12 protein-coding genes and 2 pseudogenes are annotated in these 13,910 nt (G+C 54.3%); 3 read left to right on the top strand and 11 right to left on the bottom strand.

What is annotated here, in order from left to right:
* Positions 1–54 precede the first annotated feature (54 nt).
* Complete coding sequence (locus tag D3H35_RS34710) at positions 55–234, top strand: Rieske (2Fe-2S) protein (RefSeq protein WP_119148728.1); 180 nt, start codon at positions 55–57, stop codon at positions 232–234.
* A gap of 26 nt (positions 235–260) precedes the next feature.
* Here D3H35_RS34710 and D3H35_RS08885 read toward each other — a convergent pair whose 3' ends face one another.
* Positions 261–1,385, bottom strand: a complete 1,125-nt coding sequence (locus D3H35_RS08885; protein ID WP_158594011.1) for an aminotransferase class I/II-fold pyridoxal phosphate-dependent enzyme — start codon at positions 1,383–1,385, stop codon at positions 261–263.
* Positions 1,386–1,639: 254 nt separating this feature from the next.
* Between D3H35_RS08885 and D3H35_RS30655 the strand changes: the two genes are divergently transcribed.
* Positions 1,640–1,786, top strand: coding sequence for a hypothetical protein (locus D3H35_RS30655; RefSeq protein WP_158594012.1), 147 nt, complete (start codon positions 1,640–1,642; stop codon positions 1,784–1,786).
* A gap of 933 nt (positions 1,787–2,719) precedes the next feature.
* Here the strand turns inward: D3H35_RS30655 and D3H35_RS08890 are convergent.
* The 3 genes from D3H35_RS08890 to serC all read right to left on the bottom strand — a co-directional run bounded on the left by D3H35_RS08890 (position 2,720) and on the right by serC (position 4,780).
* Positions 2,720–2,962, bottom strand: coding sequence for an AbrB/MazE/SpoVT family DNA-binding domain-containing protein (locus tag D3H35_RS08890; RefSeq protein ID WP_119148730.1), 243 nt, complete (start codon positions 2,960–2,962; stop codon positions 2,720–2,722).
* Between the two features lie 168 nt (positions 2,963–3,130).
* Positions 3,131–3,604, bottom strand: a complete 474-nt coding sequence (gene trmL / locus D3H35_RS08895; RefSeq protein WP_119148731.1) for a tRNA (uridine(34)/cytosine(34)/5-carboxymethylaminomethyluridine(34)-2'-O)-methyltransferase TrmL — start codon at positions 3,602–3,604, stop codon at positions 3,131–3,133.
* An 87-nt stretch (positions 3,605–3,691) separates the two neighbouring features.
* The gene (serC, locus tag D3H35_RS08900) at positions 3,692–4,780 is read right to left on the bottom strand and encodes a 3-phosphoserine/phosphohydroxythreonine transaminase (protein WP_119148732.1); all 1,089 of its coding nucleotides are present in this window, start codon (positions 4,778–4,780) and stop codon (positions 3,692–3,694) included.
* Between the two features lie 125 nt (positions 4,781–4,905).
* On the opposite strand from serC, the gene thpR reads away from it, so the two are divergent.
* Complete coding sequence (thpR, locus tag D3H35_RS08905; protein ID WP_119148733.1) at positions 4,906–5,529, top strand: RNA 2',3'-cyclic phosphodiesterase; 624 nt, start codon at positions 4,906–4,908, stop codon at positions 5,527–5,529.
* 262 nt (positions 5,530–5,791) lie between these two features.
* Here the strand turns inward: thpR and glnA are convergent, their stop codons facing one another.
* From glnA to D3H35_RS08940, 7 genes and pseudogenes are all read right to left on the bottom strand, one after another.
* On the bottom strand, positions 5,792–7,216 hold the full coding sequence (glnA, locus tag D3H35_RS08910; RefSeq protein WP_119148734.1) for a type I glutamate--ammonia ligase: 1,425 nt from the start codon (positions 7,214–7,216) through the stop codon (positions 5,792–5,794).
* A 214-nt stretch (positions 7,217–7,430) separates the two neighbouring features.
* Positions 7,431–8,450, bottom strand: a complete 1,020-nt coding sequence (locus D3H35_RS08915; protein WP_119148735.1) for an LLM class flavin-dependent oxidoreductase — start codon at positions 8,448–8,450, stop codon at positions 7,431–7,433.
* Positions 8,451–8,568: 118 nt separating this feature from the next.
* A pseudogene (gene aroF / locus D3H35_RS08920) lies at positions 8,569–9,629 on the bottom strand (3-deoxy-7-phosphoheptulonate synthase).
* Positions 9,630–10,031: 402 nt separating this feature from the next.
* The gene (locus D3H35_RS08925) at positions 10,032–10,532 is read right to left on the bottom strand and encodes a DUF2062 domain-containing protein (RefSeq protein ID WP_233567645.1); all 501 of its coding nucleotides are present in this window, start codon (positions 10,530–10,532) and stop codon (positions 10,032–10,034) included.
* Positions 10,533–10,587: 55 nt separating this feature from the next.
* Positions 10,588–11,554 (bottom strand): annotated as a pseudogene (locus D3H35_RS08930) (4-hydroxy-3-methylbut-2-enyl diphosphate reductase).
* 23 nt (positions 11,555–11,577) lie between these two features.
* Entirely contained in the window at positions 11,578–13,146 is a 1,569-nt protein-coding gene (locus D3H35_RS08935; protein ID WP_119147251.1) for a sensor histidine kinase, read from the bottom strand.
* 1 nt (position 13,147) lies between these two features.
* Positions 13,148–13,834: a response regulator transcription factor gene (locus D3H35_RS08940; RefSeq protein ID WP_119147252.1), complete on the bottom strand. Its 687-nt coding sequence runs from the start codon at positions 13,832–13,834 to the stop codon at positions 13,148–13,150.
* Between the last annotated feature and the right edge of the window lie 76 nt (positions 13,835–13,910).

A 13,910-nucleotide genomic window follows, 5' to 3' on the forward strand; every position in this document is an offset into this window, starting at 1 on the left:
CCCTTATTGGCTCGTTAAAACAAACGACGGAGAGTATCGGCTGCTGTCCGGCATTTGCCCCATGCGGGGGGAGAAATCCGCCTCATCGACGGAGGCGTTCTATTATGTCCCCTGCACTTCTGGACGTTCGACTCCGCATCGGGCGACTGTACGAGCATGCCAGGCGAGAGACTTCTGTTTCGGCAAGTAAGCGTCTCGAATGGCCGCCTCATCGCTTTCGAATCCGACAAGTAACGTTTATATCTACTTGACAGCTTCCCTCACATCGATCGCCCCAGAAACTCTCCCATCGCCTCGATTAATCGGGCGGCGCCGGCCTTCATCTGCCGATCGTCGGCGAAAGCGAAAGTTAACCGCACCGTGTTGCGCTGCGGCTCCGTCGCATAGAACGGCGTGCCGGGCTGAAACATGAGACCCTTCAGCCATGCGCCGCGAAGCAGAGCTTCCCCGTCCAGCGCGGGCGGGAGCGTCAGCCACAGATGGATGCCGCCTTCCGGCGAAACCCATGTCAATTTCGGAACTTGCGACAATGCAAGCAGCTCGGTCAATCTTCTCATTTTCCGGCCGCATTGCACGTTGAGCATATCCAGAAGCGGACTAAGCGGCTGTTCGCGCAGCAAAGCGGCAAGCGCGGCTCTTTCAAGAGAAGTTGGCTGCAGCTCGGCCTGAACCTGCGGAGGAAGCCATCGCTCCATGTCCTCCGACGTTCCGGCTACCCACCCGAATTTCAATCCGCCTACCAATCCGGGAGGAAGCTGTCCGACGGATAGCACTCCTGCTTCCTCTCTTACGCCGCTTCGTAAATTCAAGTCCTTTTTGCCATACCGAATCAGTTCCTGCCGATCGTCTCGAAGCATAAGCACGCCTGCCTTCCGGCATAACCGGATTGCCGAGGCCAGCCTTTCCTTATTCCATGCGGCTCCCTCCGGATCCGTGCACGATGGGGCGGCGTACACGAGCCGCGGACGATGGATCGATAGAGCCTCCTGGAGCGCTTCCGGATTCATCCCCTCCCGGTCTCCTCCCACCGGTACGATCCGGACGCCCGCTTTGCGAAGCAGCTGCAATACCGAACGGGACGTCAGCTTCTCCGTCAACACGACATCTCCCGGGCTTAACAGCCTCTCAGCCAGCTTGCCAATCGCCGCATCGGCTCCCGATACGAGTACGAGCAAGCCCGCTCCTTCGTTTATGCCGCTGCCGGGCAACAGATCTCCGGCAATAGCGGCGCGAAGCTCCGAATCCGACTCGCTTTCCTTTCGAACGGGGCTCGCGGCACCGGACTTTTGCTCGGATGCGGCCGCCGCCAGCCGTTCCTCCCACTCCGAGGCCGCGACAAGTCCTTCCTTAGGCCAACCGCCCATCCAGTTAATGATCGTAGTCATTTCGCTCCCTCCCGTACCAGCCGTCTTCCCTACCATTGTATGCCGCTCTCTTCGCCCCAAGCCGAAGGATTAACGAAAAGAGCCCGAGAAGGCTCCCCGGCTCCTGGTGCATGACATGATTTGAACATCATAAATATTGCCGATCCTCGACCGAAGTCCTTCTCCGGCAAATCGCACGTTTTGTCACAACTTTTTGCGTTTTCTTTTTGCCGCGCGTTGGTTATAATAAAGGGAGTTAAGCGGAGGTGTGGAAGATGTTTCTAGCGGAAGAAGCCGTCAAACATGCAATTACGTTCCTCGGAATGTCCGACAAATTTTGGATTTGCATGCTCATATTCGTCCTGTTCCTGACCGCGATTCTTACGTCGTCTTACAATGACGACAAAACCAAAGGGCTGTAATTCTGCTCTAAAGAAACGGTCCGATTGCGGCTTGTGCCGACAATCGGCCGTTTTTTTATACAGTGCGCAGCCGGTTTGCCCGACTCGGCTCGGCTCGGTTCGGTTGTCGTGTGTGTAAAAGAAAATACGCATCTCTCCGCCTCTGCGGTCTGACGTGAAGTCAAACAAACTTCCCCTCCTAGTTCTCCTCCTTTGCTGCTGAACGGGCAGTTAAACCAACCTCCTCTCCCAGTTCTGCTCCTCTGCTGCTTGACGGGTAGTTAAACAAACCCGCCGTCCCAATTCTCCTCCTTTGCTGCCTGACGGGCAGTTAAACAAACCCGCCGTCCCAATTCTCCTTTGCTGCCTGACGGGCAGTTAAACAAGCCCACCGCCCCAGTTCTTTTCCTCTTTTGCCTGACGGGCAGTTGATTAACTGCAATAGATACAGCTATCCTTCCTCTTGAGCCACGCCGTTGGGAATGTACTGCAAAAAGTACATTTAATTTTTGATATTTCGGAGATTGACGCTAATAGCATCCTCAATACATGTACCATTTGCAGGTAATATCGCTAGAACACCGATCTATCATCAAAATAAATGTATGTTTTGCAGTTGAGCGTCGGGCTAGGCAAGGATCGGCGGGCTAGGCAAGGATCGGCGGGCTAAGCGAGGATCGACGGGCTAGGCGAGGATCGGCGGCTAAGCGAGGATCGACGGGCTAGGCGAGGATCGACGGGCTAGACGAGGATCGGCGGCTGGGCGAGGATCGGCAGGCTGGGCGAGGATCGGCGGGCTAGGCGAGGATCGGCGAGCTAGGCGAGGATCGGCAGGCTAGGCAAGGATCGGCGAGCTAGGCGAAGATAGGCGGGCATATGCGTCCTCAAGCAATAGCGCCAAAAAAAGAAAGCCGATCAACGCCAATAAGGCGCCGAACGGCTTTCCAGCTTATTTTACAGCCCGCCCATTTCCGACATGCAAGCGCTGCAGACGTAACGCTCTTTGAACTCCGAGACGCCTTCCATCGAAGTGCAAAATACGCAGCGAGGCCGATAACGTTCCAAAATAATATGATCACCTTGGACTAAAATCTCCACAGGATCTCCCTCGTTCATCTGATATCGCTTACGAAGCGATTTAGGCAATACGATCCGTCCCAATTGGTCTACCTTACGAACTACGCCAGCCGGTTTCAATGCAGTTCCTCCCATTCTTCCGCTACTCATGTTAGTTATAGTTAAACATGGAACCCAAAGCTACACCTATAGCGTTTCGATAAATGACCTCAAAAATCCTTCTTTTAACGCTAATTATCTTAGTATCTTACAAAACTACATATAAAAACAAGAGAAAATTCAAAAATGCTACGAACGATCTAAAAGTCCGGGAAAATCGGTCTGCCTAAGCGCCTCGTAAACAACGATCGCCGCGGAATTCGCCAAATTCAAAGAACGCACCTTGTCCGTCATCGGCATGCGCATCCCCGTATCCGGATTCGCGTCGAGAAGCTCCTGCGGCAGCCCCTTCGTCTCTTTGCCGAATACGAACATATCGCCGTCTCGAAATTCAAAATCGGAATAGCGCTTGTCCGCCCGAGTGCTCGCGAAAAAAAACCGGCTCTCCGGATGAGCCTGCTCCACTTCCTCGAACGAATCGTAATACGTAATGTTGACTGCATACCAGTAATCCAGACCGGCCCGCTTCAGCTCCCGGTCGTCGGTTGAGAAGCCGAGAGGCCGTACGAGGTGAAGATGCGTACCGGTCGCCGCGCACGTGCGGGCGATATTGCCCGTATTCGCCGGGATTTCCGGATGTACGAGAACGATGTGAAACGGCATAATACGTGTTCCTCCTCGAATGCCTGACCGCGCGAAAAAACGGAAATAGCGGCGACACCGCTATTTCCGAGATCGATCCCGGTTCGGTTATCCGTTCCGGCTTTGGAAATCCTTCATGAATGAGACGAGAGCTTGGACGCTCTCAGGAGGTACGGCATTGTAGATCGAAGCCCGTAAGCCGCCTACGCTCCGATGTCCTTTAAGCCCAACGAAGCCGTTCGCTTCCGATTCCTTGGCGAATTGCTTCTCCAGTTCCTCGCTGCCCATACGGAACGTGACGTTCATGATCGAACGGCTCGCGCTTTCGGCAAAGCCGCGGTAAAATCCGCCGCTTCCGTCGATTGCATCGTACAAAAGCTTTGCTTTTTCCCCGTTACGCGCTGCCATGCCGGCTGCTCCGCCGTTCGCTTTTACCCATTTCAGAACCGTATTCACCATATAAATAGCGAATGTCGGCGGAGTATTGTACAACGAATCGGCCTTGGCGTGGGTCGAATAGCGCAGCATCGTCGGTACGGTCATGGACGGCTTGCCGATCAAGTCTTCGCGAATGACGGCGATCGTAACGCCTGAAGGTCCCAGGTTCTTTTGCGCTCCCGCATAGATTAAGCCGAACCGGGAGACGTCGATCGGACGGCAAAGGATATCGCTGGACAAGTCGCCGATCAGCGGAACGCTGCCGCTATCGGGATAAGCTTGCCACTGCGTACCTTCGATCGTCTCGTTCGAGGTAACGTGCAGGTAAGCGGCGTTATCCGGAATCTTTACATCAGTAAGCGAAGGAATTCGCGCATATTTGTCCGCTTCGGAAGAAGCCGCGATCGCCGTATCGCCGAACAGCTTCGCTTCCTCGATCGCTTTGGTCGCCCAGCTTCCCGTCGCCACGTATGCGCCAACCTTGCCCGGAGAGAGCAGGTTCATCGGAATCATGGCGAACTGCGTGCTCGCTCCGCCTTGAAGGAACAATACTTTGTATCCTTCCGGAATGCCGAGCAGCTCGCGAAGCAGATTTTCCGTTTCGTAGTGCACTTTTTCGTATACGGCGCCGCGATGGGACATCTCCATCAGCGACATGCCGGTATTGTCGAATTCAACGAATTGCTCCTGCGCCTGCTGCAATACTTCCAATGGCAGCGCGGCAGGACCCGCGTTGAAATTGTAAGCGCGGTTTGCCATCCCATTCCCACCTTGTCAAAATAATGATAGGCTTATCATATCAAAGCCGACAGTCTGCAAGCAACATGCAATCCTTCCGTTTCGTGGCGATATGAGCACAATTCCGAACGAAAGCTGGCGACATATTGGAAAATTTTCGTCTTTTTGTCGGTGTCGCAGTGTCAAACGACGTTATTCGCGCAATGACGCCAATATTGAGCCAATTGTCGGCCTCCCTGCCGTTCAAACGTTGGACTCACCCCGCCGATTTGCACGTCACTTTGCACTTCTTGGGCGATGTAGCCGTTAATCGCGTGGAAAATCTTTACGAGGCCATGGCGAGAATAGCCCAGACTGCTTCTCCTTTTCGACTGCAGCTAGGCGAACTAGCGACATTCGGACAACCGGACGCCCCACGCGTCTTATGGTGCAAAGTAAGCGAGCCTGCGCCCGCTGCTGCAGCATCCATCGCCGCATCGCAAGAAGATCCGCTCGCGTCGCTGCATGACGCGCTCGCCACCCCTCTCGCCTCCGCGGGCTTCGCCCTAGAGGCAAGACCGTTCCGCGCGCACGTCACGCTCGCGCGGAACGGCAACGCGGCTTGCGGCCCGGCCGCCATCGCCGCGGCATGGAGCGAGGCGACCGCCCAATCGGGCGCGGTCGCCCCGCTGGCTTGGACGGCGGAACGCGTAACCGTGTTCCGCACGCACATCGGCCGGCGCCCGGGCTACGAGCGGCTGGCCGAATTTCCGCTGCGCGGAGCTCTCTAGCCGAACGCGCCGCCTCCCGCCTGCGTTGCCGCCGCGCCCCTAAGCCTGACGAGCCGCGCAATCATTTACTGCCGTAGCCTTCATCTTTTCCAACAAAATCTCGCTCGCTTTCTCAGCCCCCTGCCCTGTAACCTTCCCATCCATTATCCAAAAATACAATTGCAGCGACGCGAAGCGAGCCTGCTATCGGCAGGATTGCTTCGCATCGCAAAAAAGCCCCCGCCCGCTAATCGCGGACGGAGGCTTACGTATCAAACAAATATTAGCAGTCGAAGTACAGGCTGTACTCGTGAGGATGAACGCGGATGGAAACGGCTTTCGCTTCGCCGCGTTTGAGCGCCACGTAGTTGTCGATGAATTCCTTCGTGAAGACGCCGCCTTCGGTCAAGAATTCGCTGTCTGCTTCAAGAGCGTCAAGCGCTTCGTCCAGAGTGCCTGGAACGCTGCGGATTTCTTTCTTTTGCTCGTCGGACAGCTCGTAAATGTTCGTGTCGAAAGGTCCATAGCCAAGAGCGGCTGGATCGATTTTGCGTTTGATTCCGTCCAGACCTGCCATCAGCATCGCTGCGAACGCAAGGTAAGGGTTAGCCGTGGAATCCGGCGTACGGAACTCGATGCGGCATCCTTTAGGCGTAACAGCTGCAACCGGAATACGAACGGCTGCGGAACGATTGCCTTTGGAGTAAACAAGGTTAACCGGCGCTTCGTAACCAGGAACGAGACGTTTGAACGAGTTCGTGGACGGGTTCGTGATCGCGATCAGAGCCGGAGCGTGGTGCAGAATGCCTCCGATGTAGTACAGAGCCATTTGGCTCAGGTTACCGTAGCCGCCTTTTTCATAGAACAGAGGCTCGCCGCCGTCGAAGATCGATTGGTGAACGTGCATTCCGCTGCCGTTGTCGCCGAAGAGCGGTTTAGGCATGAACGTTGCAACTTTGCCGTATTGACGAGCAACGTTGTGGATAATGTATTTGTATTTCATAAGGTTATCGGCAGTCGTCGTCAACGTGTCGAAACGGAAGTTGATTTCCGCTTGTCCGGCCGTCGCCACTTCATGGTGGTGACGCTCAACGCGCAAGCCGGTTTCTTGCATAATGCGAACCATTTCGCTGCGGATATCTTGCTGGGAATCGGTTGGAGCAACCGGCACATAGCCGCCTTTAACGCGGACTTTGAAACCAAGGTTGCCGCCTTCTTCTTTGCGGTTCGTGTTCCAAGCCGCTTCCTCGGAATCAACCGAGAAGGAAGAAGAGTTCATCGTGCTTTCATAACGAACGTCGTCGAAAATAAAGAATTCGGATTCCGGTGCGAAGAACGCGGTCGTTCCAACGCCGGCTTTTTGCAAATATTCTTCCGCTTTGTGGGCGATCGAACGCGGATCGCGCTCGTAACGCTCGCCGTCAGGCGTGTGGATGTTACACATGATAATGAGGGTCGAGTGAGCGGTGAACGGATCGACATAAGCGGTTTCCGTATCCGGCATCATGACCATATCGGATTCTTCAATTCCGCGGAAGCCCGGGATCGAAGAGCCGTCGAATGCTACGCCGTTGACGAAAGTATCGGCGTCAACTTCAGTAGTAGGAAGAGTAATGTGATGAGCTTGACCGGCAAGGCTGATGAAGCGGAAGTCTACGAACTCGATATTCTTTTCCTTAAGCAAATCCAAAACTTTTTCGACTGACATTTTCGAGTTTCCTCCCTATTTCCGAACATTTAGAGTGTGTTACCAGTGAATCGTTCAAGTTTTCACTCAACGTATGACGTTATTATAGAACTCTGTTTAGGGAGCGTCAATACTTATGTAAGGTATTTTTTGCGAATATGTTAGCAATTCTCACACCTTTCATTAATTATTCACAATGCCAAAACCCTATGTCCCGCGCGGGTTTCTCACCTTTTTAATCGAGCAGTTCGAATAGATCCGCCAGCCTTTCGTAGCTGCGCACCCGTTTGTTAAAATCCGACATTATACAAGTAACCAATATTTCATTCGTTCGGTAACTATCCGCAAATGACTCCAGCTCTTTTTTCACCTTTGAAGGCCCTCCGACGATTATGCGCTTCCGATTTTCGGTTATCCGAAGCCGATCCCAATCGCAGTAAGGATATGCGTTCGCTTCTTCCATCGTCGGGAACGGCTGCTGGAATTGCCCTTTTTCCAAATAAAGCAAACGCAAATCCGTCAATCTCGCTTCCCCTTCCGCCGCCTCGTCCGTCTCCGCGCAAATGACAAAAACGCATGCGCTCACGTTCGGACGATCGCCCAGAGGTCCGGGACGGAAGTGCTTCAAGTAGTCCCGGACCGCACCTTGCCCGCCTTCCCCATTAATAAAATGGGCAAAGGAGAAGCCCGCCCCCATCTGGGCAGCGACGGCGGCGCTATAGATGCTCGATCCAAGCAGCCAAACTTCCGGCGTCGTATCCACGTGCGGCGACGCGTTCAGCTCGGCGAACGGGTGAGTCGGCTCCAGCCGCTCCCCCTTTCCGATGTAGGCGGCCAGCTCTCTTAGCGACTGCGGAAAATGCTCGTCGGGCTCTTTCGGAGAATCTTTGCGCAGAGCGCGGGACGACAAAGGCATGCCGCCCGGCGCTCTTCCGATTCCGAGATCTACCCGGCCGGCATAGAGCCCCTCCAGCACCCGAAAATTTTCCGCTACCTTATACGGACTATAGTGAGGAAGCAGCACACCTCCTGATCCGATGCGAATTCGCGAAGTATGCGCTCCGATCGCGGCGAGGAGCACTTCCGGCGAAGAGCCGGCCAAGCTTTTCGAATCGTGATGCTCCGACACCCAAAATCTCGAATAGCCCCATCGTTCCGCAGCCCTCGCCAACGCGAGCGTATGCTGCAGCGCCGTTGCGGCCGTTTCTCCTCGTCCGATCGGCGATTGATCCAACACACCGAGCTTTAGCTTCATCCTTGTGGCCTCCTAATCCGCTTCTTCGCTTCTATCTCTCTTATATGACCGATTGTACTCCCTTATGGCGGCAAAAGAAAAAGCGAACCGCGATCGGCCCGCTTGTTTCCTGGTACAATTATTTTTTCCATTCTCGGAACGCTTCGGCCGGCTCCTTCGCCGTGTCGAACTTCTTGCCGCAAAGCGGAGCAAGCTGCTCAAGCTCCTTCAGCAAATTCGCGAATTGATCCGGGAACAGCGATTGTACGCCGTCTCCCGTCGCCGAATTGTCCGGATCGGTATGCATCTCGATAATAAGTCCATTCGCGCCGCGGCTACCGACGCCTTCGTCATCGTCTCGACCAGCTCTCGGCGTCCCGTCGCGTGGCTCGGGTCGGCGATAACCGGCAAGTGGGAAAGCTGTTGGACGACCGGGACAGCGGCGAGGTCGAACGTATTGCGGGTGTACGTCTCGAATGTGCGGATGCCGCGTTCGCAGAGCATAACGTTCGGGTTGCCCCCGGCAAGGATGTATTCCGCTGCGTTGAGCCATTCGTCGTAAGTGGCGCTCATTCCTCGCTTGAGCAATACCGGGTTGTTGATTGTTCCGAGCTTGCGGAGCAGATCGAAGTTCTGCATGTTCCGGGTGCCGACCTGCATGATGTCCGCGTATTCCGCGCACACGTCCACGAATTCCGGCGCCATTACTTCGGTAATGGTCAACAGGCCGTATTTGTCGCCGGCATCCTTCATCCATTTCAATCCTTCGATTCCGATACCTTGGAAGCTGTACGGACCGGTGCGGGGCTTGAACGCGCCGCCGCGAAGCACTTGGCCGCCGGCCGCCTTGACGAGACGGGCGATTTCGTCGATTTGCTCCGGCGTCTCAACCGCGCAAGGGCCGCCCATAACGACGAGATTGTTTCCGCCGATTTTGACGCCTTTTACTTCAATAATCGTATCGTCCGGGTGGAATTCCCGGCTTGCAAGCTTGTAGGACTTCGAGATTTTGATGACGTTCTCGACGCCCTTCATCGAACGGATATGCTCGGCTAGATGCGGATCCGCTTTGCCGATAATGCCGATAACGGTGCGGTCCGTGCCGCGGGATACGTGCGCTTGAACGCCGCTGTTCTCGATTTGGCGGACGATTTCCGCAATGCGCTCTTCTTCGATATGAGGGGATGTGATGACGATCATGATTGTACACGCTCCAATTCGGTATGTTATTGTCGATTCGCTTTTTCACTTAGACGCTTGTTCGCTTCGACGCTTATACGCTTTTAAGCACTAAAGTAAATATACGCGAAAAAACGTATTTCTGTCAACCCTTCGCTTATTCCAATAGTAACCTGCTTTATGAGACAGCCGGTCGTCTTCGGTTGCTAAGGCGTGGCCGAAATAGAGTGATTTTCTCGTCTTATTCACACCTAACAAGTAGTGTTAGAACAAAATAAGACGAAAATTTGGCGCTATTCCTTTAATGAAGGCTGTTTTGAAGGTGCCTGCTATGTAATAAGACGAATTCATCGTCTTATCCACCCATGTGGGAACCGGTCTGGTGGAATAGAGCGATTTTTTCGTCTTATTTTTGTACGTTTCCTATTCCGCCGCAGGACGCGTATCCAAGCGGGTCGAATGTCTCAACTTGCGCTTCTCCCTGCGCTTGTTTTTGTATGCTTCGATACTAAGCTTGATAGGGTAATAACAGACTGCGCCCAGCAAGATTCCGTTGATGACGCCGCCTACGATCAGCTTCAAATTCGCCAGCAGCAGCTTGTTTACCCACATCCAAGGCAGATGGATGCTCATATGGCTGGGCAGTACCCAAGCCCCAACCATTGTGTTCAGAATAGCCATCGGCAAGTAGATGACCTTGCCGACGACGAAGCCTACCAGCGCAGCGGGCAAATTGCCCTTGAACAAATAAACGAGCGGAAATATGAGCACGAACGCGAAGCCTAAGGTCGGGAGCGTGAACATCTCCACGGCGATGCCGATTGCAAAACCCATGGCGACCATGGATGCCCCGCCCTTAGCTCGAATTAGCATCATATACTTGTATTTCATCCATCGTCTCAGCTTGCGAAGTCTCTCTTGCATGATGGTGCTCCTCTCCGAGCCAAACAAAAAAAGAAACCGTCTCTCTGTATAGGAATTAAGCTGTCGGAGCGACCCCTGTATTTTTCTCGCGTACAGTCGGCAGCAGCTTGGGCCGGATTGACCGTTCGGCGAATTTCCCAAGTCGCGGCATTATTCGGATCGTACTGCTCCAAGTACGAAATGACTTCTTTCGTCAACGGAGTCGGAGTCGACGCGCCGGAAGTAACCGATACTTTGCTTATTCCTCGCAGCCATGCAGGATCGAGCTCGGACAAATCCGAAATCCGGTAAGCCTTCACTCCGCCAATCTCTTCCGAAACTTGAGCAAGACGATTGGAGTTATTGCTGCGCGGATCGCCGACTACGATGCATAGATCGGAGTCCTTGACCTGCTCCGCCACCGCTTCCTGCCGCACTTGCGTCGCCAGACAAATTTCGTTATGAATCTCCGCATGGGGATAGGCTTCCAAAAGACGCGAAATCAAAGCTTTAATATCCCATTGGGACATCGTTGTTTGGTTCGTTATTATAATACGTTCGGACGAGAGTCCCAGTTCCGAAATTTCTTCTTCCTTCTCTATCAAGTGAACATGGTTGGGTGCGATCCCGATTGCGCCTTCCGGCTCGGGATGGCCTTTTTTGCCGATATAGATCACTTCGTAGCCATCTTCGACCTTCTCGCGAATCAAATCATGAGTCTTCGTAACGTCCGGGCAAGTAGCGTCTACGAGAGTCAATCCTTTGTCCCTGGCGCGCTTGCGTACTTCGGGAGACACGCCGTGAGCGGTGAAAATAACGGTGCCGCTCTCGATTTGCTCCAGGATTTCCAGCCTGTTGGGGCCGTCGAGCGTAATGATCCCTTCGTCCTTGAACGAGTCGGTGACGTGGCTGTTATGAACGATCATGCCCAAAATATAAATAGGGCGCGGCAAATCCAGGTTTCGCGCCGTCTGAAGCGCTAATACCATGGCATCTACCACGCCGTAACAGTAACCTCTTGGAGATATTTTGACGACTTCCATGCAAGCTGCCTGCTTTCCCGCCCTTAATCTTGATCTTCCCGCGATTCCGAATTCGAGAAGTCCGGGCGCTCCGATGGTTCCATTATACCGTATTCGCCCGATTGGGCAAAGTCGACGGTCCTTGGGTTCAAAGTCGGAAGCCATAGAGTAAAGGAGGTGCCTTCTTCCGTTCGCGATTTTACTTCCAGCTTTGCCTTGTGCATGTCTGCGATCCACTTCGCAATGGATAGGCCGAGACCCGTACCGGACGTCTGCCCCCTCGATTGATCCGCTCGGTAGAACCGATCGAAAATATGCGGCAAATCTTCAGCGGCGAGGCCGATCCCGGTATCGGAAACGGTAAGGCCGACATGGTTCCCGCTTCTCGATGCGTAGAGCCTGACTTTGCCGGACGGCGTGTACTTGAAGCCGTTCTCGATTAGAATAAACAAAAGCTGAAGCAAATAATCTTTATTTCCCTTCACCCAAACGCCGTCGAGCGCTTCGAACGGGCCGACGATCCACTCCGCGTGCCGCGGCAAGAAGGAAGCGCGCCTCGCGGCCTCTTCCGCCAACGGACGAAGCGACAAGGTATTCATCTCCATCGCATAACCCGCGTCGGCTCTTGCGAGCGAAAGCAAGTCGTTGACGAGCCGGCTCATCCGGCGCGCTTCATCCGCTATATCGCTTATCGCTTCGAGCGACATCGTCTTTCGTTCGGCTTCCGGAAGCTTATGCGCAGCGTGCCCCTCTGAGCCTTCCGGAGGAAGCGTCCAAATTTTCTCAAGCAAATCGACGTTGCCGCGTATCGTCGTCAGCGGCGTGCGCAGCTCATGCGATGCGTCGGAGACGAATCGCCTCTGCGCCGTATTCGACTCCTCCAGATGGTTGTACGCGACCTCCAGCCGGGCCAGCATGCCGTTCAACGTGTCGGTCAGCCGGCCGATTTCGTCGTTCGGCGTTTCCCTCGGAATGCGCAATCCAAGCTCCGAGCCGCTCTGGATTTGCTCGGCCGCCTCGGTAACGCGTCCAATCGGTCGAAGAGCTTTGCGGGACACGAGCATCCCCAGACTGAACGCCGCCGCAATGCTGAACAGACCCGCGAAAATCAGGATCGACCTCAAAAAGGAAAAAAGGCTTTCCTCGCGTTCCGTATACGCTCCTACTTGAAGCATCCCGACGAGATTCCCATCCAACGTTAACAACGGCGTTTCGTAAATCAAAAACCGGGTCCCGCCCAAGGTGTCGGAAAAAAACCTTCCTTTGGCTTGCGGATCAACCTTGCTGAAGTCGGATACAGGAAACGTAATGTTTGTGCGAATAAGATTATTCGTTTTGTCGATGGATTTCCCGCTTTTGTCCTGGGTATAATTCACAAGCTGAATGCCGTAAATGTTCGCATCGAATCCTTGAGGCACTTGCGCATTCAAATCCAGACCGCCATTAAAAATTTTGGCCTGCACTCGCATGTTCGCGGATAGCTTTGCCAGCTCCCCTCTAATATCCGACATCGTGCTATTATATACAACGCTGTAAATAAGCAGCCCGAACCCGATAAGAACGGCCGCCAGCAGCCCGGAATACCACAATGTTAGCCGAAGCCTGATGGACATGCTAGCTATCCCCTTTCAGGACGTACCCCGCTCCCCGCACGGTTTGAATAATTCGCTTGCCCCCGTGCTCCTCCATCTTCTGCCTCAGCATCGCCACGTATACTTCAAGCACGTTGGATTCGCCGCTGTAATCGTAGCCCCAAATCCGCTCCATAATCTGATCGCGGGAAAGCACGCGCTTCGGGTTCTGCATGAACAGATGCAGCAGATCGAATTCCTTGGCGGTCAGCTCGATCCTCTTGCCGTCGCGAATCGTTTCCCTGCCGTCGTAATCAAGCGTCACGTCTTCGAATCTCAGCCTGCCGTCTTCCTCCGCTCTTTCCGGACGTCGGCGAAGAAGCGCCCGTACGCGCGCCATCAGCTCCTCCAGAGCGAAAGGCTTCACCAAGTAATCGTCCGCTCCGAGATCGAGCCCCTTCACGCGATCCTGCACCTCGTCGCGCGCCGTCAGCAAAAGCACAGGCGCGGAGATGCCCGCTTCCCTGAGCCGACGGCATACTTCCCAGCCGTCCAGCTTCGGCATCATGACGTCCAGTATGATCAGCTCCGCGTTCTTCTCCCCAAGCAACCGAATTCCGTCAGCCCCATCGTGAGCCGTCGTTACTTCGTATCCTTCGAACGCCAAGCTGCGGCGAAGCAGCGACGTAATTTTGTCGTCATCGTCTATGACTACGATATGAGGTCTCATTCCCGACCGGCCTCCTAAGCGCGCTCTATTGCCCTGATTGTACTCTATGAAAGGGAAAAGCGGGAAGCCCTGAAGG

Source organism: Cohnella faecalis, assembly GCF_003570905.1.
Lineage (GTDB): Bacteria > Bacillota > Bacilli > Paenibacillales > Paenibacillaceae > Cohnella > Cohnella faecalis.

Coding starts and splice junctions, on each gene's coding strand:
- D3H35_RS30655 (WP_158594012.1), top strand. CDS start 1,640: ATGTTTCTAGCGGAAGAAGCCGTCAAACATGCAATTACGTTCCTCGGA.
- D3H35_RS08925 (WP_233567645.1), bottom strand. CDS start 10,532: ATGCAAGAGAGACTTCGCAAGCTGAGACGATGGATGAAATACAAGTAT.
- trmL (WP_119148731.1), bottom strand. CDS start 3,604: ATGCCGTTTCACATCGTTCTCGTACATCCGGAAATCCCGGCGAATACG.
- glnA (WP_119148734.1), bottom strand. CDS start 7,216: ATGTCAGTCGAAAAAGTTTTGGATTTGCTTAAGGAAAAGAATATCGAG.
- serC (WP_119148732.1), bottom strand. CDS start 4,780: ATGGCAAACCGCGCTTACAATTTCAACGCGGGTCCTGCCGCGCTGCCA.
- D3H35_RS08940 (WP_119147252.1), bottom strand. CDS start 13,834: ATGAGACCTCATATCGTAGTCATAGACGATGACGACAAAATTACGTCG.
- D3H35_RS08915 (WP_119148735.1), bottom strand. CDS start 8,450: ATGAAGCTAAAGCTCGGTGTGTTGGATCAATCGCCGATCGGACGAGGA.
- D3H35_RS08935 (WP_119147251.1), bottom strand. CDS start 13,146: ATGTCCATCAGGCTTCGGCTAACATTGTGGTATTCCGGGCTGCTGGCG.
- D3H35_RS08885 (WP_158594011.1), bottom strand. CDS start 1,385: ATGACTACGATCATTAACTGGATGGGCGGTTGGCCTAAGGAAGGACTT.